Origin of the sequence: Parabacteroides sp. AM08-6 (assembly GCF_003473295.1) — a bacterium.
Taxonomy (GTDB): Bacteria; Bacteroidota; Bacteroidia; order Bacteroidales; family Tannerellaceae; genus Parabacteroides.
In genome coordinates this window covers 66,249-87,729 of sequence record NZ_QRMP01000003.1, presented here as the reverse complement: position 1 = coordinate 87,729, position 21,481 = coordinate 66,249, and the positions used below count along the sequence as shown (strand labels likewise).

The following is a 21,481-nucleotide window of genomic DNA, read 5'->3' as shown; positions in this document are numbered from 1 at the left end:
CACGGGCAAGAAACTTTTGTCCCCTGTCTGGAAAAATCAGGAATTGATTGATACCTTAATATTGTTTGGTTTTATATCAGATTGTGTCTCGAAGCAGCCAAAGCATATAAAACAAATAAAGGACAACTAAAACGATGCCTTCGGCCCTCGATATTTTTTGTCCGCTTTTTACTAAAGGAAACAGCAGGATGGAAATGCCGAGCATAACCAGTAAGTCTACATAATTTACATTGTTTGCGTGGATGGGATGTACGGTTGCTGTTATCCCTGCAATAGCCAGAATGTTGAATAAATTGGAGCCGACAATATTTCCGATTGCGATTTCCGGATTTTTTTTGATTGCAGCAACGACGGAGGTTGCCAATTCTGGCATGCTGGTTCCGGCGGATACAATTGTCAGGCCGATAATTGCCTCGCTTACTCCTAAGTCTTTTGCTATCGATACGGCATTATCAACCAATAAGCGGGAAGCAATAATTAAAACAACCAGACCTCCCACTATATATAAAGAATCGAAAGCCCAATGTCGCGGTTGTTCCTCCAATTCCAGACTTTCAGCTTCAGTTTTACCGTTTTTACGCGAGAAATACAAGCTAAACAACGTGTAGGCTATAATCCCTGCTACAAAACAGATACCTTCTGTCCGGCCTAGATTTCCATTCCAAAAAAACAGAGTAAACAAGATTGTAGCCAATAGCATTACCGGTATGTCGATTTTCGTTAACTGCCTTTTGGCTTGTATGGGATAGATAATGGCAGAAATACCTAATATAACCCCGATATTGAATATATTTGAACCGATTACATTTCCGATGGCAATATCTCCCTGTCCGCTTAACGTAGCATTCAAGCTGACCACCAATTCTGGGGCACTGGTCCCGAATGCAACGATTGTAAGCCCGATTACCAAAGGGGATATTTTAGCTTTCAATGCCAAAGCCGAACTTCCTTTAACCAACCAGCCAGCTCCGATGTAGAGCGCAACCAGAGATAAAATCAGTAATGTTATATTTGTTAACATCGTATTTTTATTTATAGTTTCTATAATCAAATGTCTTCTTCCTGCCGCCCGGTAATATATTACCATAACCAAGTAAAACAGCAAGTTGTTTTTATAGGCAGAAAAACGTCTTGGAAAACCCCAAGGTCACCTTGGAGTGTGCGGCAGGAAGTTTTTAAGACATCCGGTTTAGGTCATTAGGAAATTCGTATTATGTTAATAATCTGATTCCTGAGTCCTGTGGGCTTCCTGGCGCATTCCTATGATGCGCAATATTACCATTATTACTCCTACAATACCAAATGTAACCATGGCTAAATTTTTGGTTGTGGCATTGTCGAAGTCGGTTGTTCCGATTAATACTAATATGATAAACGACAACATCATGATTGCGTCTACCAAATCTTTATTTATTTTCATGTTGATTCATATTATTGAATTGTGAGTGATTTGTTTTATTTCTCATCAATAGCCGTTTCTTCCGATGAACTCGGATTGCTGAGGCTTTTCATGATGCCATACAGTCCGACACCAAGTGCTCCCATGACGATGACCAGTTTCAGATAATCGTTGGGGATGATGGAACTACAAGCCAGTATACAACCTATAACTGTGAATATAACATAAATATAAATACGGGATTTCGATTTCTTTGTTGACATAATAATTTGATTTTTATAAGTGAATAATAGATTTACGGCATAAAAAATGCCATATAAAATTGGTATGGAAATAATGCTTTCCCATACACATAGACTTTATTCACCAATGAATCAAATAACGATTTTCCGCAAAGCATACACATGGTATCCCATGCGGCAAAGAAGAGTCGAAACGTTAATGGTTTGACATGCTATAACTTCTTCCGAAACCTTGCGTAGCAAGTTCATCTCTTTCAGATGAAAGAATTGGAATACTTTTTCTTCGTTTTTCAGCAGACGTATATTAAATGTATTGCTACCGGACTGTACCGTTCTGCGGGGAGTAAGGCAATTGCTTCCTTTCAGTTCGCTGCTCAATATTTCCAGATGGTATTCGACATCGGCTGCATTTTTTTCTTTCATAACGCTTTCCCGCTGTTGGGATATATTCAGTACATTGTCGCTTTTTTGCCCGTCTTCCGGTAAAAACAGCAACATGCCGAACAGCAGAGTTAATATGAATAGAAAATTTTTCATGTTGCAAAGATATATGATTTCTTATAAAAATAACAAACGTATGACTTTTTTGTTTTTATTTTGTAGCCAAATAACGATAAAAGATATGGAAAACGAGAAATCTCTTGTTTGTGCCTGGATTGAGGCTGCACGTCCGAAAACATTACCCGCTTCTGTCAGTCCGGTATTGTTAGGTAGTGCATTGGCTTTTTATGATGGTGTTTTTATGTTGCTTCCTGCTTTGTTGTGTGGATTGGTTGCTCTTTTTGCACAGATAGCAAGTAATTTTGCCAACGATTATTTTGATTTTAAGAAAGGTGCGGATAAAGAAGACCGCTTGGGGCCGGAACGTGCGGTTGCGCAAGGGTGGATTTCTCCTAAAGCCATGTTGGTCGGGACTTTTATCGCTCTGGGACTGGCTTGTGTATGTGGTATTTTCTTGTTGTTTTTCAGTGTATGGCAACTTCTTTTTGTGGGAATAGCTATCGCTGTTTGTGTACTGGCCTATTCGGCTGGGCCTTTTCCTTTGGCTTATAATGGATTAGGTGATATGTGTGTCTTGCTTTTTTATGGTATTATTCCGGTTTGTTTTACTTATTATATACAGACTTTGACATTTTCTTTGTTGTCTTTTTTACTCTCGGTCGCATTGGGTTTATTATCGGTCAACATCTTGGTTGTCAATAATTACAGAGATTATGCTCAAGATAAAGCAGCTCGTAAACGGACGACAATCGTGTTGTTCGGAAGAAGTTTTGGCCGTGCTTTCTATATAGTGAACAATTTGTTAGCTTTTATTATTGTGTTTCCGCTGTTGGTGGATGCTCCTTGGTGGATACAATTTTGGTTTGCAGCGTTGTTTGCATTGTCTTTTTTTACTTGTAAGGAACTATTTACCCGCGATGGAAAAGAGTTGAATCAGACTTTGGCACATACGGCACGTAATGTTTTTCTATTTGCGCTTGGGCTGTCATTACTGTTTATATATGCCGGAGGCGGATTGTAGGAATATATTCCGGTTCGTAAAATATATGTATGGCTATTTCTTGTTTGGTTGCAACAGATATTTCTTGTTTTTCTTTTTGGCCGTATAGATGCATGTTTTTTGGCAATATTGATTCTGCGTTACAATATCGGAGATAAAAATAGAATATCCCGGAACAATCTCTTTGATGCTTTTTTTGTCGTTTTCCCGGCAGATTACAAACGCATTGTCTTTTGTATATGAATCGCTTGTTTTTAAGAGTTGTATCAAATTATGATATGTGCTCAATGTCGTATCGGCGGGGATAATGACAGCATATTGATACGTAGGTTTCCACATGGAGTCTAAATCCGGATGAATGAGAATTATTTCCTTGTTGGACGAATTCTCTTCTCCAAAAGTGATGGTTGCATTATCAAAGTGACAACTTGAACAACACCAAATAATTGCACATAATAGTACGAAAGTAGCAAGTATACCTCTCTTTTCCATTTTCTTATAATTTTTTGGTAAAGATATAAAAAATACATATTTACCCCATGATATACATAAAAAACTTTCAGAACAGATAAAGATGAAAAAGTTTTAGCTGTAAACTACTCGATTATCAAAATGTCACTATTATGGCGACTAAATTGGATTAGTATGGCGGGTAAAATAAATTACCCGCACATGTAACTCTTTTTAACGTATCAATCCGGTTGCAAAATACTCGAATGGTGAACATTCTGTCAATCGACAGAAGTCGGAAAGCTTGCGGGATATGTGATTGTTTACCATTTCTTATAAAAGAACGGATAGTGAATCTTAAAATAATCTTGTACCTTTGTGACCTAATTTTAAATTCAAAAACACTATTACAATGGGTGGTTTTTTCGGAACTATTTCTAAATCAGCCTGTGCTACCGATTTGTTTTATGGTACAGACTATAATTCTCATTTAGGAACCCGCAGAGGAGGTATGACGACTTTGCACGACGGTGTCTTCAAGCGTTCTATTCACAATCTGGAAAATTCTTATTTCCGGACGCGTTTTGAGAGCGAACTGGATAAGTTTGAAGGAAATTCGGGGATTGGTATTATCAGCGATACGGACCCTCAACCTATCTTCATCAATTCTCATTTAGGTAAATATGCGTTAGTGACAGTGGCAAAGGTGAACAACCTGAAAGAACTGGAAAATGAACTGCTGGAAAATGGCTGTCATTTTTCAGAATTAAGTTCCGGCCAGATTAATCAAACAGAATTGATTGCTCTTCTGATTTCCCAGAAGAATACCTTTGTAGAAGGAATTGAAAATGTATATGAGAAAATAAAAGGCTCTTGCTCGATGTTGGTTCTTACAGAAGAGGGGATTATTGCGGCACGTGATAAGTGGGGAAGAACTCCTCTGTTGATTGGCAAAAAGGAAGGAGCTTTTGCCGCATCCAGCGAACCAAGCAGTTTCCCTAATCTGGGTTTTGAACTCGAATATAACGTAGGACCAGGCGAAATAGTTCTTTTGACTGCTGATAAAATGACACAAATCCGCAAGCCGAACAAACGGATGCAGATTTGTTCCTTCCTTTGGGTGTATTATGGATATCCTGTGTCCGAATACGAAGGTGTGAATGTGGATGCGGTTCGTTATGCAAGTGGTATGGCTATGGCTAAAAAAGATGCGGTAGAGGCTGATTATGTTTCCGGCATTCCGGACTCCGGTATTGGAATGGCATTAGGCTATTCGGAAGGGAAGGGGATTCCTTATCGTCGGGCTATCGTAAAATATACTCCGACTTGGCCACGTAGTTTTACTCCTTCCAATCAGGCTGTGCGCGATTTGGTAGCCAAGATGAAACTGATACCTAACCGTACGTTGTTGCGTGACAAACGGGTGATTTTTTGTGACGATTCCATTGTTCGCGGTACACAGCTTCGCGATAACGTAAATATCCTGTACGGTTATGGCGCAAAGGAAGTGCATATGCGTATCGGTTGTCCTCCCATTTTGTTTTCTTGCCCGTTCTTAGGCTTTTCGGCTTCTAAATCGGATTTGGAACTTATTGCCCGCAGGATTGTTAAGGAATTAGAAGGCGATGATAAAAAAGACCTGGACAAGTATGCGGAAACGGGTTCTGAACAATACAATAAACTTGTGGAATGTATCCGCGAGAAATTGAATATTACAACGCTGAGATTTAATACAGTAGAAGATTTAATTGAATCAATCGGCTTGCCGAAGGAATGTATCTGTACACATTGCTATAACGGGTCAAGCTGTTTTTAAACATTGCAACCTTATGGAGCTGACAGACAGATTTTTGAAGTATGTTACGTTCGATACACAATCGAGTGAAACAACAGGTACGACGCCCAGCACGCCGGGACAGCGCGTTTTTGCTGAGGCTTTGGTGAAGGAACTGGAAGAAATTGGATTGGAAGATATCACATTGGATGATAATTCTTATCTGATGGCTACACTTCCGGCTAATACGGATAAACCGCTTCCGGCTATCGGTTTTATTGCGCATCTGGATACAAGTCCGGATATGTCGGGCAAGGATGTGACACCCCGGATTATCACTTATAAAGGGGGAGACATTGTGTTGTGTGCTGAAGAAAATATTGTCTTGTCGCCCGTAATGTTCCCAGAGCTGAATGATTATAAAGAACAGGATATTATTGTTACGAATGGTAAAACCCTGTTAGGGGCGGATGATAAAGCCGGTGTGGCAGCTATTATTTCAGCTGCAAAATACCTGAAAGAACATCCGGAAATCAAACATGGCAAAATCCGTATTGGTTTTACGCCGGACGAAGAAATAGGGGCAGGTGCCGACTACTTCGATGTGGAAAAATTCGGATGTGAGTTTGCATATACCATTGATGGTGGTCAAGTTGGAGAACTTGAATATGAGAACTTCAATGCTGCCGGGGCAAAAGTGACTTTCAAAGGTTTGAATGTTCATCCGGGATATGCCAAGGACAAAATGTTGAATGCCTCTTTATTGGCTATGGAATTTGCCTCTTGGTTACCGGCTGGGCAACGTCCGGAGCATACAGCCGGATATGAAGGTTTTTATCATTTGACCGGTATGGCTGGAACAGTGGAAGAGGCGACCCTTTCCTATATTATCCGTGACCATAATCGTATGTTGTTTGAGGAAAAGAAAGAGGCACTTCGCAAATTGGTCGAAAAGATGAATGAAATGCATCCGGGCAGTACGGTGCTTGAACTTCGTGACCAATATTATAATATGCGTGAAATCGTGGAGCCGAAGAAATATATTGTGGACTTGGCTTTTAAAGCTATGATGGCTGTCGGCGTTACTCCGTTGGTGAAACCGATACGTGGGGGTACGGATGGTGCACGTCTTTCTTTTATGGGATTACCTTGTCCGAATATTTTTGCCGGAGGCTTGAATTTCCATGGGCGTTATGAGTTTCTGCCGGTTAAATCGTTGGAGAAAAGTATGGAAACAATCATCAAAATAGCAGAGCTGTCAGCTCTAAAAGACTAAATAAATAATAACATGAAAACAACTCCGTTTACTGATGTGCACATTGCACTGGGTGCTAAAATGCATGAATTTGCCGGATATAATATGCCTATTGAATATACCGGTATTATCGACGAACATATGACTGTTGTCAACGGTGTAGGCGTATTTGATGTTTCCCACATGGGTGAATTCTGGGTGAAAGGTCCTAATGCATTGGCTTTTATTCAGAATATAACGTCGAATGATGCTTCTGTCTTGCCTCTTGGTAAAGCTCAATATACCTGTTTCCCGAATGATGAAGGTGGGATTGTGGATGACTTGTTGGTTTACCATTATGAGCCGGAAAAGTATTTGCTGGTTGTGAATGCCGGCAATATAGCGAAGGACTGGGATTGGTGTGTCAGCCATAATACTGTAGGGGCTGAGCTTGAAAATTCTTCCGACCGTACGGCTCAGTTGGCTATTCAGGGACCGAAAGCAACAGAAGTGTTACAACGTCTGACTCCGGTCGATTTATCTTCCATCCCTTATTATTCGTTTGTGACAGGTGAGTTTGCCGGTTGTAAGAATGTTATCATTTCTAATACAGGTTATACCGGAGCCGGTGGCTTTGAATTGTATTTTTACCTGGACGATGCGATGACTATTTGGAATGCTATTTTTGAAGCTGGTAAACCGGAAGGTATTAAACCGATTGGCTTGGGAGCACGCGATACATTGCGTCTGGAAATGGGCTTCTGCCTTTATGGAAATGATTTGGATGATACGACTTCTCCTATTGAGGCTGGTTTAGGCTGGATTACCAAATTTGTGGAAGGCAAACACTTTACAAATCGTGCCGAATTGGAACGTCAGAAGAAAGAAGGCGTAACGCGCAGACTGTGTGCATTCGAATTGGTAGACAAGGGCATTCCCCGTCATGGATACGAGATTGTTGATGCAAACGATACTGTAATCGGTGTGGTGACATCCGGTACTATGTCTCCGGTCTTGAAAAAAGGTATTGGTATGGGATATGTAAAACCTGAATTAGCAAAAGCCGGTACTGAAATCTTCGTAAAGGTACGCAATCGCAACCTGAAGGCTCAGGTAGTGAAAGCTCCATTTCGTAAATAGTTAAGAGAGAATAGGAAGGCAGGCTTTAACCGGATTCAATTTTGGTTAAAGCCTTTTTTATGTATTGTTTTTTTTTAAAGTATTATGGAACGAACAAGAATAACTGATACACAATCGCCTTTATATCCGTGTTTTGAACAATTGTATCATATGAGTTCTCCTATTTTTGAGCAGCGTACGGAACAACAACAGCATTTGGCTTTTGTTTCCCAAAAATATCATCTGAATATCTATACGGAAGGTGAAATCTTTATCGGTTTTATTGCTTATTGGGATTTTGATGATTATTTATATGTGGAGCATTTGGCCATATGCCCGGATTTGCGCGGAAAGGGATATGGAGCTGCTATCTTAAAAGAATCAGAGAAAGAGGGTAAACGGCTTTTATTGGAAATAGACCCTGTGATAGATGATATTTCAGCAAAGCGTCTTCATTTTTACGAGTTAAATGGTTTCAGTCTGAATCCATATCCCCATATTCATCCTCCTTATCGGAAAGGGTTTGATGCTCATCGATTGGTTATATTGACAACGAGAGGTGAGCTTACACAGCAAGAATATGAACGTTTCAATGCAGACCTGAAAGATTGTGTGATGTCTTTTTAGAGGTATGACGGAGAATTCTAAATTTTGTGTGATAAAGTAATCTGATATAACAGATGTTTTGTAAGTTTGTGGCGTAATAATAAAGAGGTGTTATGTTGAACTTTCTGAAAAACTGGACGTTGCCTGTTGCCATGCTGGCCGGTACGTTGGGATATTTTATCTTTGCCAACTTCTCGTTTCTGGAGCCGACAAAACCGTTTATGAATACGCTGGTTGCGTATCTGACCCCTTTTCTGATTTTTTCCCAGTTGTTGTTGACTTTTTGCCGGGTTGAACCGAAGGATTTGATGCCACGTCCTTGGCATGGTTGGCTCTTGTTATTTCAGTTATTGTCGGCTTCTATACTGGCTGCTGTACTGATATGCCTGCATATGGACGGTGCTTATAGGGAGGTTTTTGAAGGGGCAATGGTCTGTCTGATTTGTCCGACAGCGACAGCGGCTGCGGTTATTACCGGAAAGTTGGGAGGAAGTGCTTCCAGTTTGACAACTTATACACTGTTATCGAATATATTGGCTGCTATAGCTGTTCCATTGATGTTCCCTTTAGTGGAACCTCATGCGGATATTACTTTCTTTACTGCTTTTCTTAAAATATTAGGAAAAGTTTTTCCTTTGTTACTTTTCCCTTTTATATTAGCTTGTTTTTTTCGTCAGTTCTTACCGAGCGTTCACCGTTTTCTGTTGGGGTTTCCCAATCTGGCTTTTTATCTTTGGGGAGTGGCATTGGCTATTGTGACGGCGCAGACCGTTAAATCTTTAGCTACCAGTGATGCCGCATTAAGTGTGGAAATATCGCTTGCTTTAGCCGGTCTTATCACATGTGTGCTTCAGTTTTTTCTGGGTAAACATATCGGAAGTGTTTATTTTGACCGTATTAGTGCCGGACAGGCCTTAGGACAGAAAAATACGGTACTTGCCATCTGGATGGCTTATACTTATCTGGACCCTTTATCTTCGGTAGGCCCTGGTTCTTATGTCCTGTGGCAAAATATTTTTAATAGTTGGCAGTTGTGGAAGAAACGAAAGAAAGAAGAATTTAATAATTAAGAAATATATGAAACTAAGCAACGAATGGTTTACTGCGCTTTCAGAGAGTGAAAACGGTCGGTTGATAACAATTTCCGGCCGGGATGAATTGACGGAATTTGTTCAGTCCGGCAAGTTTAAAGAACGGGTAGAGATTACTTGGAAATATGAGGGAGATGATAAGGGAATGCCTACAGAGGCTCAAGCTGAAAAGATGGAAGAAATTCAGGAAATTCTAAGGAAAGCGATGGAAAAAGACAAGCTTTCCATACTGACAGGTGTTTATACCGGAGGGGAAGAGAAAATATGGGTTTATTATACCCGTACGACCCGCGTTTTCGGAGAACGGTTGAACGAAGTGTTGGCCCCTTTTGAACAGTTTCCTCTTACGATTTATACGGAGGTCGATCCGGAGTGGGGAGAATATCTCGATATGTATGAGATGAAAGAGTGGTCTTTGGAGTAAGAATTGGTGTGTGACTGGTCCTAAATAACTGTAACGGTTATTTAGGACTAGTCATTTTGTTATTTTAGGGAATTAAGTATGGATTAATTAAATTAATCCTGTCATGTTTTAAATCTCCTTCATCATCGAAATTGCTGGAAACACGTAAAGTCAATACTTCAATTCCGTTTAAAGGAATTTCGATTTCCAAAGGAGCCGAATTTTGATCTATTTTACCGCTTTCGAAACAGAGTTTTCCATCAGCAAAAAGAGTAACGTTGACCGATGGATGTGGATTTACCAGCTTTAATGTTTCATTGTCTAAAGCCAATGTCGCTTTAAGTGAAGAATATTTTTTATTAAGACGATAAAAAAGAACAGTGTTGGCTGCTAGTCCCAGCCCATATTGATAGCTGTGATTACCGACTTGCAAAGGATTTCCCTGGAATGTCCGGTTGGTTTGAAAAACAGGTTGGGGATTGCCTACGCCACGCTGTGCTTCGAATGGTGTTAAATCACTTAATAATATCGGTTTACTAGCCTTTTCGGACAAATTGTTTTCATCAAGAATCTTTTTGGCTTTTACGGCTAGTTTGATAGTGGTATTGGGCGGAACTGAAAAAGTAATACCTGCTTGTAGAACATGGGCTGTACTTTTTTTCCAAGGTTTGCCATTATAATAGAGTTGATATGTTCCGTTTTTTAAATAGGGAATTGAAATTTGCGCATCTTGTTTGCTAGATGTTGCATTTATGACTGTTATCTCCCGTTCACGACTGATATTTAATGATTTGTTGGCAACAGTCTGGTCGAAAATCTGAACATAAGGATTGCTTGACGGATTTATACCGAATGCCAGATTAGTCAATCCTCTGGCCCAATTATCATAATTTGTTCTAAGGTTCAGGTCTCTTTGATCCTGGGTCCATGCCGATGACCAACTGTCTTTGGGCAACACAAGAGCTTGCATGGACAGATATTTGGAATATGCGGAGCCGGATACATGTTTCATCAATTCTCCCATCGACTCGATGAAGGCTAAATCTTTTTCGTGACATAGATTAGGAGAACAATCATAGTCTACACATCCGCGTGCTCCGACACAAGTAATGGCAAAAAGTGGAGTCTCACCATCTTCATAAAGATGGTCTGTTATACAAAGCGTCATGGCTAATCCCCATGTCAGATCTTTAGCTATATCTAAAAAACGTGTTTCTTTGCTTCGTTCGTATCGTTGAATCATCGCCTTGATTAGCCATCCACTAAAACAATGTAAAGTATTTATATTGGGGTGTAAATAATTCATTTTATTTTCCGGTTCCCAATAGGAGGCCAGCCAGTCGGTCAGTTTATCTGCAATTTCAATATATTTTTTTCTTGTGTTTCGGGATATAAAATCTCTCCGCAAACGACTGCGCAATATCCTAATCCGGCAGTGATGAACCAGTCGTCGCGATGATCATTCAATTTTTCGGAATCAGGATTCCAGCATGGAGGAAAGAAAAAGTTGTCGAGATCCAGCTTAACCTCTATGTCGTGTTTCATTAGTGAAATTGCTCTATCTTTGAGTGTCTTGTCGTTTCCTATGCGTGCCATTAAATAGATGTATTCGGCAGTACCCCAATTCCCTCCTTCCTGGAAAGGAAATGGGTTTTTATAGTCATTGCTGTATCCCCAGCGAGTATATCCCCCGCGACGTTTAACAAAATATCCTTGATTACTGTCGCTCCACATGGGTAAGCGGTCGATGATGTAAAGTCCGAAATTTTTTTCCCAGTTCCGGTTTGTGGCTAAGCCCTCATAACTAAGGAGTGCTGCTGTTTGTATGCCACATTCGGTTGCAAACGGATATGCAGCTTCTTGTCCGTTTGGATAATATTCATGCATTACCCAACCATACCCTGGAACAAATGATTCCGGAGAGGAAAGTCTGACAGGCATTTTTTCTATAGCCCGTGTTGCATTATAATTTCGTTTGTAGCTTTTGAAATCCACCTGCGAATCTACGACATCCGAATAATACTTTTCAAAAACATCGTGTACCCGTCCTCCTAGATTATAATCCCAAATCATTGCATATTCTTTGGGCTCATTCTTACCGATGCGTAGTTGCCAGTAAGTAAAAGATTGTCCGTTATTATCTGTTTTGATTCCACTTTTAAAATAAGTGTCACTTTTTTGTTGTGTTTTACCTTGTGGAACATTTGGTTTTACTTTCGCTTGCCAAACGTAGGCAATGTCATTGTTCCCTATTGTGGAATGTCCGAAGACAAATGGACCGCTTCCATCTATAAAGACCTCTCGTTCTTCTGCGTCGGCAACCATTTCTCCCCGTGTAATCCAGGCTCCATGAGGTTTGGCATGCTCTTTGAACGATCGATATACGCAAGTCGGTTCTTCAATTCCTTCGATTCGGACATTAAGCCGTGGCAATGAATCATCTGCCTTTATTGTATAGAATACTTTAGCTGACGGATAATTTTCAAAGCCTGAGAAACAGATTTTTATTTCTTTGCTGTTATTTTCGATAATCGTTAGCTCCGAGGCTTCTCCACTCCTTGAAAAAAAACTTTCGGATTTATTTATCGGGGAAACGATTTTTTGATTTCCGGCTTGAATATGCGATAAAGCCCACATTTTTCCTTGCTGTGTGAAAAAGTAGTGTATCGAACCTATCGACAAAACAACTTTTTGGTCGTTTGTTTCGATATTTATTTTTTGTTCAGCATATAAAGAGTTAGCAAAACAACTCAATAGTAACAAGACTATGATTTTATATTTGAATAGTGTTTTCATCTTGCAGTATGGATTTAGGAATGATTTTTTATTTAATAGCTTTAAGTGTTATATACAAAGATAAAGGAAATATACAAAATGTCCAAATGAAAGTTTAAAGATAAGAATAGGAAGGGAGTAATCTGATATCATTATGGGTGATTATCGTATTTTAGAGTCGTGGATAAAGATGAATGGTTATAGTTAATTTTAATACTTGAAATTTGATTATAGGAAAAGAGCCATGTCGAAAGTTCTCTTTTGACATGGCTCTGAATATAGAATATCATAATTGTTTATGGGAAATGTTCTATTATTAGTTTATGATAATATTGATTTTGACTTATTTCTCTAAAAGATAGTTTTTAAAACTGCCGAAAGCTTTTGTTAATTCTACACTTTGTTTTTCACCTTTCATGAAAGCTTGTAATTTAGCTGGTATTTTGATATCAGCATTCAGGATACTATCCACTGTCCCCTTAAATTTGGCAGGATGGGCGGTTTCCAGAAATACGCCGGTTTCGTTGGCTGTCAGCTTGTTATCAAGTAGTGCCTGGTATCCGCATGCACCGTGAGGATCCAGAATGTATTTTGTTTCGTTGTATGTCTGTTTCATGGTTTCAGCGATTTCTTCATCCGTGAAACGATAACCGCTGATTAAATTGCATATTTCTTTATGGGGATTGTCATAAACACTGAATAAGTCCATAATACGGGCAAAATTACTTGGCGCTCCGACATCCATGGCGTTGGCAATGGTTGGAACGGAGGGACGAGGAGTATAAACGCCTGTACGCAAATATTCCAGAAAAACATCATTCCGGTTGTTTGCTGCGACAAAGCGTTTAACAGGTAGCCCCATCCAATAGGCAAACAGTCCGGCCGTAATATTCCCGAAATTACCGCTGGGGACGGAAATGACTAATTCATCGGCTTTCCCGATTTTATCCAATTGCGCGTATGCGTTGAAATAGAAGAACGACTGCGGAAGAAAACGGGCCACATTGATGGAATTGGCTGAAGTCAATTTCATGTGTTTATTCAGCTCGTCATCCATAAAAGCCGATTTAACCAATGCTTGGCAATCGTCGAAAGTTCCGTCGATTTCCAGTGCAGTGATGTTTTGGCCTAATGTTGTAAACTGACATTCCTGAATCGGACTTACTTTCCCTTTAGGATAAAGTACGTAAACATGGATACCCGGAACTCCCAGAAAACCGTTGGCTACAGCACTTCCCGTATCTCCTGAAGTCGCAACCAGTACGTTTACTTGTTTTAATCCTTCTTTTTTTATGAAATAGCCCAATAAGCGAGCCATGAAGCGTGCTCCTACATCTTTGAAAGCCAGAGTCGGGCCGTGGAATAGTTCCAAGCTATATATGTTTTCTTTTACTTGCACAACGGGAGTTTCGAAGGATAACGTCTCTTTGACAATCTTATCCAATATCTCCGATTCAATATCTTCGCCAAAAAAAGATTGTGCAACGGTACAAGCTATTTCATGAAACGACATGTTCTTCAGGTTGGCTATCACATCCTCGTCCAGTGTGTCGATATATTCAGGCATATATAACCCTTTATCACAGGCAAGACCCTTTACGACGGCTTCTTCCAGTGAAGCTAGAGGGGCTTTTTTATTTGTACTATAATATTTCATATTAATTCTTTTATAAATTCGTCTTTTTCTAAAATACCATATTTGCCGTTCAGAACAGAAAATTCGTCGAAACGGGTTACTGCGTCGGGCGTTTGTCCGGGTTTATATATCAGGAACGGTACGGGAGTGTTCGTATGAGTACGGATGGCGCAGGGAGTGGGGTGGTCCGGCAATACGGCAATGGCTACCGGTTCGTCCCATTTCTGCAACTCTTCCCAAATAATGCGGATTGCACGTTTATCGAGATTTTCTATCGTTTTTATTTTGAGCGCGACATCGCCTTCATGTCCGGCTTCATCACTGGCTTCCACATGGAGATAGACGAAATCGTTTGTTTTCAGTGCCTCTAGAGCGGCCTGTGCTTTCCCTTCATAGTTTGTGTTGTATAGGCCGGTTGCACCTTCTACATCGATAACTTTCAAGCCGGCATAAACACCGATGCCTCGAATCAAATCGACGGCTGAAATAACGGTTCCGTTTTTGAAACCATACATTTCTTGCATTGTTCTCATGGCCGGACGATAGCCGGGGGACCAAGGCCAAATACTGTTGGCAGGATCTTTCCCGGCGGCAATCCGTTTCCGGTTAATCGGATGAGACATCAGGATTTCCTGTGATTTCAGGATTAGGTCATTCAACAAGTCTGCCGTCTCCTGTGCTTCCGGTACTTCCGGTTTTATCATCAGCGGGCGGAAAGGGTGAAGGGGCACATCGTGGGGCGGAGTACAGTCCAATCGCTTATCACCGCCTTTTATTACTAACAAATGACGGTACGATACGCCGGTATAAAAATGTACACGTTCCGAACCGAGTCTCTCGTTCAGGAAGTGTATCAATTCGTCTGCTTCTTCGGTTGTAATATGGCCGGAAGAATGATTTTTCAGAATATCGCCTTCGATACAAATCAGGTTGCACCGCATTGCCATTTCACCCGGCTTCAGGTCATAACCTATGCTGGCGGCTTCCAGAACCCCGCGGCCTTCATATACGGTAGGTAAGTCATAACCCAATACTGCCATATTCGCCACTTCGCTGCCCGGATGAAATCCGTCGGCAACCGTTTTCATTCGTCCGGTAACACCCAGCTCTGCCAGTTTGTCCATATAGGGAGTTTCGGCATATTGCAGCGGAGTTTTGCCGCCTAAAGCCTCGATTGGCTCATCAGCCATCCCGTCTCCCAGAATAATTATACTTTTCATTCTTTAATAGTCCATTATCAAATTGAATCAACGTATGTTAGCGATGGAGATAATGTCGGCAAAAACCCCTGCGGCTGTTACGTCGGCACCGGCTCCATATCCTTTTATTATCATAGGATATTCATGGTACCTTTCTGTTGATATCATGATGATGTTGTTGCTTCCTTCCAATTCGTAGAAAGGATGGTGTGCATCTACTTCCTGTAAACCAACGGCGCATGAACCTTTTTCCATCCGGGCAACGAAACGGAAACGTTTGTTTTCGGCTTCCAATTGTTGACGTTTGGCTTCAAACTCAGCGTCCAGTTCTTTGATGTTTTGCCAGAAGTCTTCCAGCGAACCTTCAAAATATTTTTCAGGGATGAAGAGGTGACGTTGTACATCTTCCTGTTCAATCTTATAGCCTGCTTCGCGGGCCAGTATAACCAGTTTGCGGATTACATCTTTTCCACTCAGGTCTATGCGGGGGTCCGGTTCCGAGTAGCCTTCTTCTTTTGCCATCTTGATTGCCGTACTGAAAGGAATGTCGGCACTGAGGGTATTAAATATATAATTCAGGGTGCCGGACAAAACAGCTTCCAGTTTCAGTATATGGTCACCGCTGTTAATCAGGTCATTCATCGTGTTGATGATTGGAAGACCTGCTCCGACATTCGTTTCAAACAGAAATTTGATACCACGATGGCGGGCTGTTTCCTTCAATTTTATATAATTGTTGTAGGGAGAAGAGGCGGCTATTTTATTGGCGGCAACCACCGAAACGTTATTGTTGAGCAGTTCCTCATACAAATCGGAAATGGCCGGATTAGCCGTGCAGTCCACGAATACGGAGTTAAAGATATTCATCTTCAGTATTTCCGCGCACAGATGTTCGGGTGAACTTTCCGTCCCGCTCTTTTTCAGTTCGTCGATACAGGTTTCCAGATTCAGACCTTCGCGGCAGAAAAGAACATGTTTACTGTTGGCAACTCCCACAACATTTAGTTTCAACCCGTTTTGCTGCATCAGCTTAGGTTGTTGGATACGGATTTGTTCCAGTAAGTTTCCCCCTACCGTCCCCACGCCGGCAATAAAAAGGTTTAATACTTTATATTGAGACAGGAAAAAGGAATCGTGGATGGAGTTTAAGGCTTTGCGCAAATACTTCAACTTGATAACAAACGAAATATTCGTCTCGGAAGCCCCCTGTGCACATGCAATCACACTAATGCCGGCGCTACCTAGCGTGCCGAACAGCTTACCTGCAATACCCGGCGTACGTTTCATATTTTCGCCGACAATTGCAACGGTCGCCAAATCCTTTTCGGCGGTCATGTCATTGATTTCGCCTTGAGCACGTTCGAGTGCGAATTCTTCATTCAACACCTGTACGGCCAAATCGGCATCCGCATTCCGGACGGCAAATGTCGTATTGTTTTCAGAGCTTGCCTGCGATACCATAAATACGCTGATGCCGTTTTTAGCCAACGTTTTGAAGATACGGTAATTGACACCGATTACTCCAACCATACCCAAGCCTTGCACGGTAATCAGGCAAGTATCGTTGATGGAGGAGATACCTTTAATAATCGCTTTTCCTTCTTCTTTCGCCTTCTCCTTGGAAATATAAGTTCCCGGTGCGTCCGGATTAAACGTATTCAGGATGCGGATGGGAATGTTTTTATGATAAACCGGATAAATGGTCGGCGGGTAAATAACCTTGGCTCCGAAGTTACATAATTCCATCGCTTCGGTAAAGGTCAGCCGGTCAATAACGTAGGCGGAGCTGATAACACGCGGATCGGCAGTCATGAAACCATCCACATCGGTCCATATCTCCAGTACGGTAGCATCCAAGGCTGTAGCCAGGATGGAAGCCGTATAGTCCGAACCGCCTCGTCCCAGGTTCGTCACTTCCCCGTTTTCCGTACTGGATGAGATGAATCCCGGAACGAGGGAGACTTTGGGAAGGGGGGTAAAGGTTTCTTTTACCAGTTTGTTTGTCAGTTCGAAATCAACGATATGTTTGTTGAACTGGCGAATTGTTTTAATGAACTTGCGCGAGTCGAATAGTTGGGCATCTTTTATCACATTCGATATAATTAGCGAAGAAATGCGTTCGCCATAGCTGACGATTGTATCCGATGTTTTCGCGGAAAGGTCATTTATCAGATATACGCCTTTGAAAATGTTTCCGAGTTCGTCCAACAGGCTCATCACCTTTTTCTGTACCTCGATGCGCTGTATTTTATCAGGGATGACACCTTGTATCACGTCAAGATGACGAGTGATAATCTCGGAAAATTCCCTTTCGTATCCCACATCGCCCTTCGAGGCCATGGTGGAGGTGGCGAGTAACTTGTCTGTGATACCGCCGAGAGCGGACACCACAACGATTACAGGCTCATCAATAGCCTCTACTATCTTTTTTACACTCAGGATGCTATTCACGGAACCTACGGATGTTCCGCCGAACTTTAATACTTTCATCAGGATGTTTATTTAGTTGACAGTTGACAAGTTGTAGCCGGCAGTTTGATAAGAACAACACGACGCACTCGGCAAGTGTCAGTTATTTACGAATATGTGATTGATTGAAAAAAAAGAAAAACGGTTGCAATATGGAAATTGCTACAAAGCGGGACGTGGTCTCCGCATTTGTTTATTGGTATATACTAAACCCCCCAAGGGGTCATTGTCAATGCCCAGGTATAATATATGTAACCTGCTAATGTCATTTGCGATATCCTTTGTATTTATTTTATGGCAGCAATATTACGCATTATTTTTCAAATGCAAGCATTTTTTCGCATGAAAGTTGAAAATTGATAGTGAAAACTTCTTTGTGATGCCAAAAAGAGTGAATTATAAGGGACGAACAACTAATAGATAGGCTTCGGTTGGCTAATGGATTGGGACGAAAAGTGTAAAAGATAGGATGGAAAATAGCAGAGGGTGAGGACTCATTGAAACATTTACTCTGATATATTCGTTTTTAATATTGGAGTCCTGTATAAATAGTAGTATCTTTGTAAAAAGAAAAAGGAAGAAATGAAATCGACTCGTATTATCGAAATCTGTGCCAACTCTGCTCAGAGTTGTGTCGAAGCCGAGGCCGGGGGCGCCCGCCGGGTAGAACTTTGCGCCGGCATTCCCGAAGGAGGAACGACCCCCAGTTACGGAGAAATTCGCGCGGCACAGGATTTGACATCATCCATTGATATAAACGTGATTATCCGTCCCCGCAGCGGAGATTTTCTATATACTCCGGCCGAAGTGCGATCGATGTTGTATGACATCGAAATGTGTAAGCAGCTGAAGGTGCATGGCGTGGTATTCGGTTGCCTGACAAAGGAAGGGGATATCGACGTGGCGTTGATGCGGAAGTTGATAGATGCCGCCCGCCCGTTGTCCGTCACCTGCCATCGTGCCTTTGATGTGTGTCGCGACCCGTTTGAAGCATTGGAGCAATTGATTGAGCTGGGCTGCGACCGTATCCTGACTTCCGGCCAGCAATCTGATGCTGTTAAGGGGATGCCTTTGTTGGCGGAACTGGTGAAACGTGCCGGCGACCGGATTATTATCATGCCCGGTTGTGGAGTGCGTGAGAATAATATAGCCCGGATTGAAGCCGGAACGGGAGCGAAGGAGTTTCATACTTCAGCCCGTAGCATCGTCTATAGCAAGATGGTTTATCGAAACGAAAATGTACCGATGGGCAGCAGCGTGGTTTCTTCTGAATTTGAAACAGTGGAAACAGCCCGGGAAAAAGTTGCCCGTTATTTGTAATCAATAATAATTATCTAAAAACAAAAGGAGATGGAAGCACCTAAAAGACTTTATCGTTCTGACAAAGGTATGATAGCCGGAGTATGTGCCGGTATTGCCGATTATTTCGATTTGGACCCGACATTAGTGCGTATCGGATATGTCTTATTGAGTATATTTACCCTGTTTTCCGGAGTAATCGCTTATCTGATACTTTGGATTGTCATACCTAAACAACCGCGTTGATAAAGGATGAATTTTGAATTGTCTTCTCCGTTCAGTCCAACCGGAGATCAACCGGAAGCGATTGCGGCTTTATCGGACGGTATCAGGAATGGAGTGCCTTTTCAGACATTGCTCGGCGTGACGGGGTCCGGAAAGACTTTCACTATCGCGAATGTTATCAAGGAAGTGAGGAAACCGACCTTGATATTGAGCCATAATAAGACGCTTGCCGCGCAGCTATACAGCGAGTTTAAGGCATTCTTCCCTAATAATGCCGTCGAGTATTTTGTGTCGTATTACGATTATTATCAGCCGGAAGCTTACTTGCCGACTACGGATACCTATATAGAGAAAGACCTGGCTATTAATGACGAGATTGATAAACTCCGTTTGCGGGCGACTGCCTCGTTGTTGTCCGGGCGGAAAGATGTGATTGTCGTTTCCTCGGTTTCCTGTCTGTATGGTATGGCGGACCCGACGGCTTTTGCCGAAAAGGTTACGCATCTGGAGAAAGGGATGCATATCGATAGGGATAAGCTGTTACGCCGTTTTGTCGATGCTCTGTATGTAAATAACAAACTGGAGTTTAACAGAGGATGTTTCCGGGTAAACGGGGATACGGTCGATATCTTTCCGGCTATCGAAACTTTCGATGGAGCTGCCTACCGGATTGAGTTCTGGGATGATGAGATTGACCGGATATCTTCCTTCGACCCACAGACCGGACAGGAGATAGACGAGCAGGATGAATTGAATATTTATCCGACTAATTTATTTGTTACGACACAGGAACGTATTAATGCGGCAATCAGCCAGATTGACGTAGACCTCGGTACGCAGGTGAACTTCCTGAAAGAGATAGGCAAGCCTTATGAAGCCAAGCGGCTTTACGAGCGTGTCACTTTCGACCTGGAGATGATTCGTGAATTGGGGCATTGCTCGGGCATAGAAAACTATTCCCGTTATTTCGACGGTCGGCAAGCAGGAGAGCGTCCTTTCTGTTTGCTGGATTATTTCCCGAAGGATTTCATGTTGGTCGTGGACGAAAGTCATGTGACTATCCCGCAAATACGTGCGATGTACGGTGGAGATTATTCCCGGAAAAAGAACTTGGTGGAATATGGTTTCCGTCTTCCAGCTGCAATGGACAACCGCCCGTTGACGTTCGATGAGTTCGAATCGCTGACGCCGTTGGCTATCTATGTCAGTGCTACACCGGCAGATTATGAACTGGAGAAGAGCGAGGGTATCGTAGTCGACCAGGTAATCCGTCCGACCGGACTGCTCGACCCGGTTATCGAAGTTCGTCCGACTTTGAATCAGATTGATGACTTGATGGAGGAGATAACCCAGCGTGCGGCTGCAGATGAACGTGTGCTGGTAACGACATTGACAAAACGTATGGCGGAGGAACTGACGACTTATTTGAGCCGTATGGGTATTCGGTGCAACTATATCCATAGCGATGTGGATACTTTGGAACGTATCCGGATTATGGATGATTTGCGGAATGGTTTGTTTGATGTCCTGATTGGCGTCAACTTGCTGCGTGAAGGACTCGACTTGCCGGAAGTTTCACTCGTGGCCATTCTGGATGCCGATAAAGAAGGTTTCCTGCGTTCACACCGTTCGCTGACACAGACTGCCGGACGAGCAGCCCGGAATGTGAACGGAAAAGTTATCTTTTATGCCGATAAGATAACGGATAGCATGAGGATGACGATGGATGAGACTGCTCGTCGACGTGAGAAACAGCTTGCTTATAATGAAAAGTATGGCATTACGCCGAAACAGGTAATTCGGAACAGTGTTTCGCTGGTAGCCGAGAAACAGCCGCCGGTCATGGCGGAACCGTATGCTTATATAGAGCCGGAACCCAGTTTGGTTGCGGACCCGGTTGTTCAGTATATGAACCGGACACAACTGGAAAAGGCTATCGAACGGACCAAAAAGCAAATGACCGAAGCTGCAAAGAAATTGGATTTTATCGAAGCTGCCCAGTTCCGCGACGAGTTGGTTAAGTTGCAGGATTTGTTGTCCACAAAAAAAGAGTAGCCAT

The 21,481-nt window shown here is 42.1% G+C and carries 20 protein-coding genes; 10 read left to right on the top strand and 10 right to left on the bottom strand.

What is annotated here, in order from left to right:
• Positions 1 to 76: 76 nt before the first annotated feature.
• From DW103_RS03920 to DW103_RS03905, 4 genes are all read right to left on the bottom strand, one after another.
• Positions 77 to 1,021 carry a calcium/sodium antiporter gene (locus DW103_RS03920; RefSeq protein ID WP_122274506.1) on the bottom strand — a complete coding sequence of 315 codons (945 nt, stop codon included), beginning with the start codon at positions 1,019 to 1,021 and terminating at the stop codon, positions 77 to 79.
• Positions 1,022 to 1,216: 195 nt separating this feature from the next.
• A complete protein-coding gene (locus DW103_RS03915; RefSeq protein ID WP_233545594.1) occupies positions 1,217 to 1,402 on the bottom strand; it encodes a hypothetical protein in 186 nt (61 codons plus the stop codon).
• Positions 1,403 to 1,455: 53 nt separating this feature from the next.
• Positions 1,456 to 1,662 carry a hypothetical protein gene (locus DW103_RS03910; protein ID WP_122274362.1) on the bottom strand — a complete coding sequence of 69 codons (207 nt, stop codon included), beginning with the start codon at positions 1,660 to 1,662 and terminating at the stop codon, positions 1,456 to 1,458.
• Between the two features lie 111 nt (positions 1,663 to 1,773).
• Entirely contained in the window at positions 1,774 to 2,178 is a 405-nt protein-coding gene (locus DW103_RS03905) for a hypothetical protein (protein WP_122274361.1), read from the bottom strand.
• A gap of 85 nt (positions 2,179 to 2,263) precedes the next feature.
• Between DW103_RS03905 and DW103_RS03900 the strand changes: the two genes are divergently transcribed.
• Positions 2,264 to 3,163, top strand: coding sequence for a 1,4-dihydroxy-2-naphthoate polyprenyltransferase (locus DW103_RS03900; protein ID WP_122274505.1), 900 nt, complete (start codon positions 2,264 to 2,266; stop codon positions 3,161 to 3,163).
• Between the two features lie 33 nt (positions 3,164 to 3,196).
• On the opposite strand, the gene DW103_RS03895 is transcribed toward DW103_RS03900, so the two are convergent.
• The gene (locus DW103_RS03895; protein WP_122274360.1) at positions 3,197 to 3,634 is read right to left on the bottom strand and encodes a hypothetical protein; all 438 of its coding nucleotides are present in this window, start codon (positions 3,632 to 3,634) and stop codon (positions 3,197 to 3,199) included.
• 370 nt (positions 3,635 to 4,004) lie between these two features.
• Here DW103_RS03895 and DW103_RS03890 point away from each other — a divergent pair, with 370 nt between their 5' ends.
• From DW103_RS03890 to DW103_RS03865, 6 genes are all read left to right on the top strand, one after another.
• Positions 4,005 to 5,408, top strand: coding sequence for an amidophosphoribosyltransferase (locus tag DW103_RS03890; RefSeq protein WP_122274359.1), 1,404 nt, complete (start codon positions 4,005 to 4,007; stop codon positions 5,406 to 5,408).
• A 13-nt stretch (positions 5,409 to 5,421) separates the two neighbouring features.
• Positions 5,422 to 6,642, top strand: coding sequence for a peptidase T (gene pepT / locus DW103_RS03885; RefSeq protein ID WP_122274358.1), 1,221 nt, complete (start codon positions 5,422 to 5,424; stop codon positions 6,640 to 6,642).
• A gap of 12 nt (positions 6,643 to 6,654) precedes the next feature.
• Positions 6,655 to 7,740 (top strand): glycine cleavage system aminomethyltransferase GcvT, encoded by a 1,086-nt coding sequence (gene gcvT / locus DW103_RS03880; RefSeq protein WP_122274357.1) that lies wholly within the window; start codon positions 6,655 to 6,657, stop codon positions 7,738 to 7,740.
• Positions 7,741 to 7,824: 84 nt separating this feature from the next.
• Positions 7,825 to 8,346, top strand: a complete 522-nt coding sequence (locus tag DW103_RS03875; RefSeq protein WP_122274356.1) for a GNAT family N-acetyltransferase — start codon at positions 7,825 to 7,827, stop codon at positions 8,344 to 8,346.
• Between the two features lie 92 nt (positions 8,347 to 8,438).
• Positions 8,439 to 9,395, top strand: coding sequence for a transporter (locus tag DW103_RS03870; protein ID WP_122274355.1), 957 nt, complete (start codon positions 8,439 to 8,441; stop codon positions 9,393 to 9,395).
• Positions 9,396 to 9,402: 7 nt separating this feature from the next.
• On the top strand, positions 9,403 to 9,840 hold the full coding sequence (locus DW103_RS03865) for a DUF695 domain-containing protein (protein WP_122274354.1): 438 nt from the start codon (positions 9,403 to 9,405) through the stop codon (positions 9,838 to 9,840).
• Positions 9,841 to 9,904: 64 nt separating this feature from the next.
• Here DW103_RS03865 and DW103_RS03860 read toward each other — a convergent pair whose 3' ends face one another.
• The 5 genes from DW103_RS03860 to thrA form a co-directional block, all read right to left on the bottom strand.
• On the bottom strand, positions 9,905 to 11,125 hold the full coding sequence (locus DW103_RS03860) for an NPCBM/NEW2 domain-containing protein (protein ID WP_147381172.1): 1,221 nt from the start codon (positions 11,123 to 11,125) through the stop codon (positions 9,905 to 9,907).
• A 38-nt stretch (positions 11,126 to 11,163) separates the two neighbouring features.
• Positions 11,164 to 12,615, bottom strand: coding sequence for a hypothetical protein (locus DW103_RS03855; RefSeq protein ID WP_122274352.1), 1,452 nt, complete (start codon positions 12,613 to 12,615; stop codon positions 11,164 to 11,166).
• A 322-nt stretch (positions 12,616 to 12,937) separates the two neighbouring features.
• Complete coding sequence (thrC, locus tag DW103_RS03850) at positions 12,938 to 14,251, bottom strand: threonine synthase (RefSeq protein WP_122274351.1); 1,314 nt, start codon at positions 14,249 to 14,251, stop codon at positions 12,938 to 12,940.
• Positions 14,248 to 15,450: a cofactor-independent phosphoglycerate mutase gene (locus tag DW103_RS03845; protein ID WP_122274350.1), complete on the bottom strand. Its 1,203-nt coding sequence runs from the start codon at positions 15,448 to 15,450 to the stop codon at positions 14,248 to 14,250. The genes thrC and DW103_RS03845 overlap by 4 nt, the downstream gene beginning before the upstream one ends.
• 27 nt (positions 15,451 to 15,477) lie before the next feature.
• Positions 15,478 to 17,919, bottom strand: a complete 2,442-nt coding sequence (gene thrA, locus DW103_RS03840; RefSeq protein WP_122274349.1) for a bifunctional aspartate kinase/homoserine dehydrogenase I — start codon at positions 17,917 to 17,919, stop codon at positions 15,478 to 15,480.
• Between the two features lie 561 nt (positions 17,920 to 18,480).
• Here thrA and DW103_RS03835 point away from each other — a divergent pair.
• The 3 genes from DW103_RS03835 to uvrB are packed head-to-tail and all read left to right on the top strand — an operon-like array spanning position 18,481 to position 21,477.
• The gene (locus tag DW103_RS03835; protein WP_122274348.1) at positions 18,481 to 19,218 is read left to right on the top strand and encodes a copper homeostasis protein CutC; all 738 of its coding nucleotides are present in this window, start codon (positions 18,481 to 18,483) and stop codon (positions 19,216 to 19,218) included.
• Between the two features lie 30 nt (positions 19,219 to 19,248).
• Positions 19,249 to 19,443 (top strand): PspC domain-containing protein, encoded by a 195-nt coding sequence (locus DW103_RS03830; protein ID WP_122274347.1) that lies wholly within the window; start codon positions 19,249 to 19,251, stop codon positions 19,441 to 19,443.
• 6 nt (positions 19,444 to 19,449) lie between these two features.
• Complete coding sequence (gene uvrB / locus DW103_RS03825; RefSeq protein ID WP_122274346.1) at positions 19,450 to 21,477, top strand: excinuclease ABC subunit UvrB; 2,028 nt, start codon at positions 19,450 to 19,452, stop codon at positions 21,475 to 21,477.
• Positions 21,478 to 21,481 lie beyond the last annotated feature (4 nt).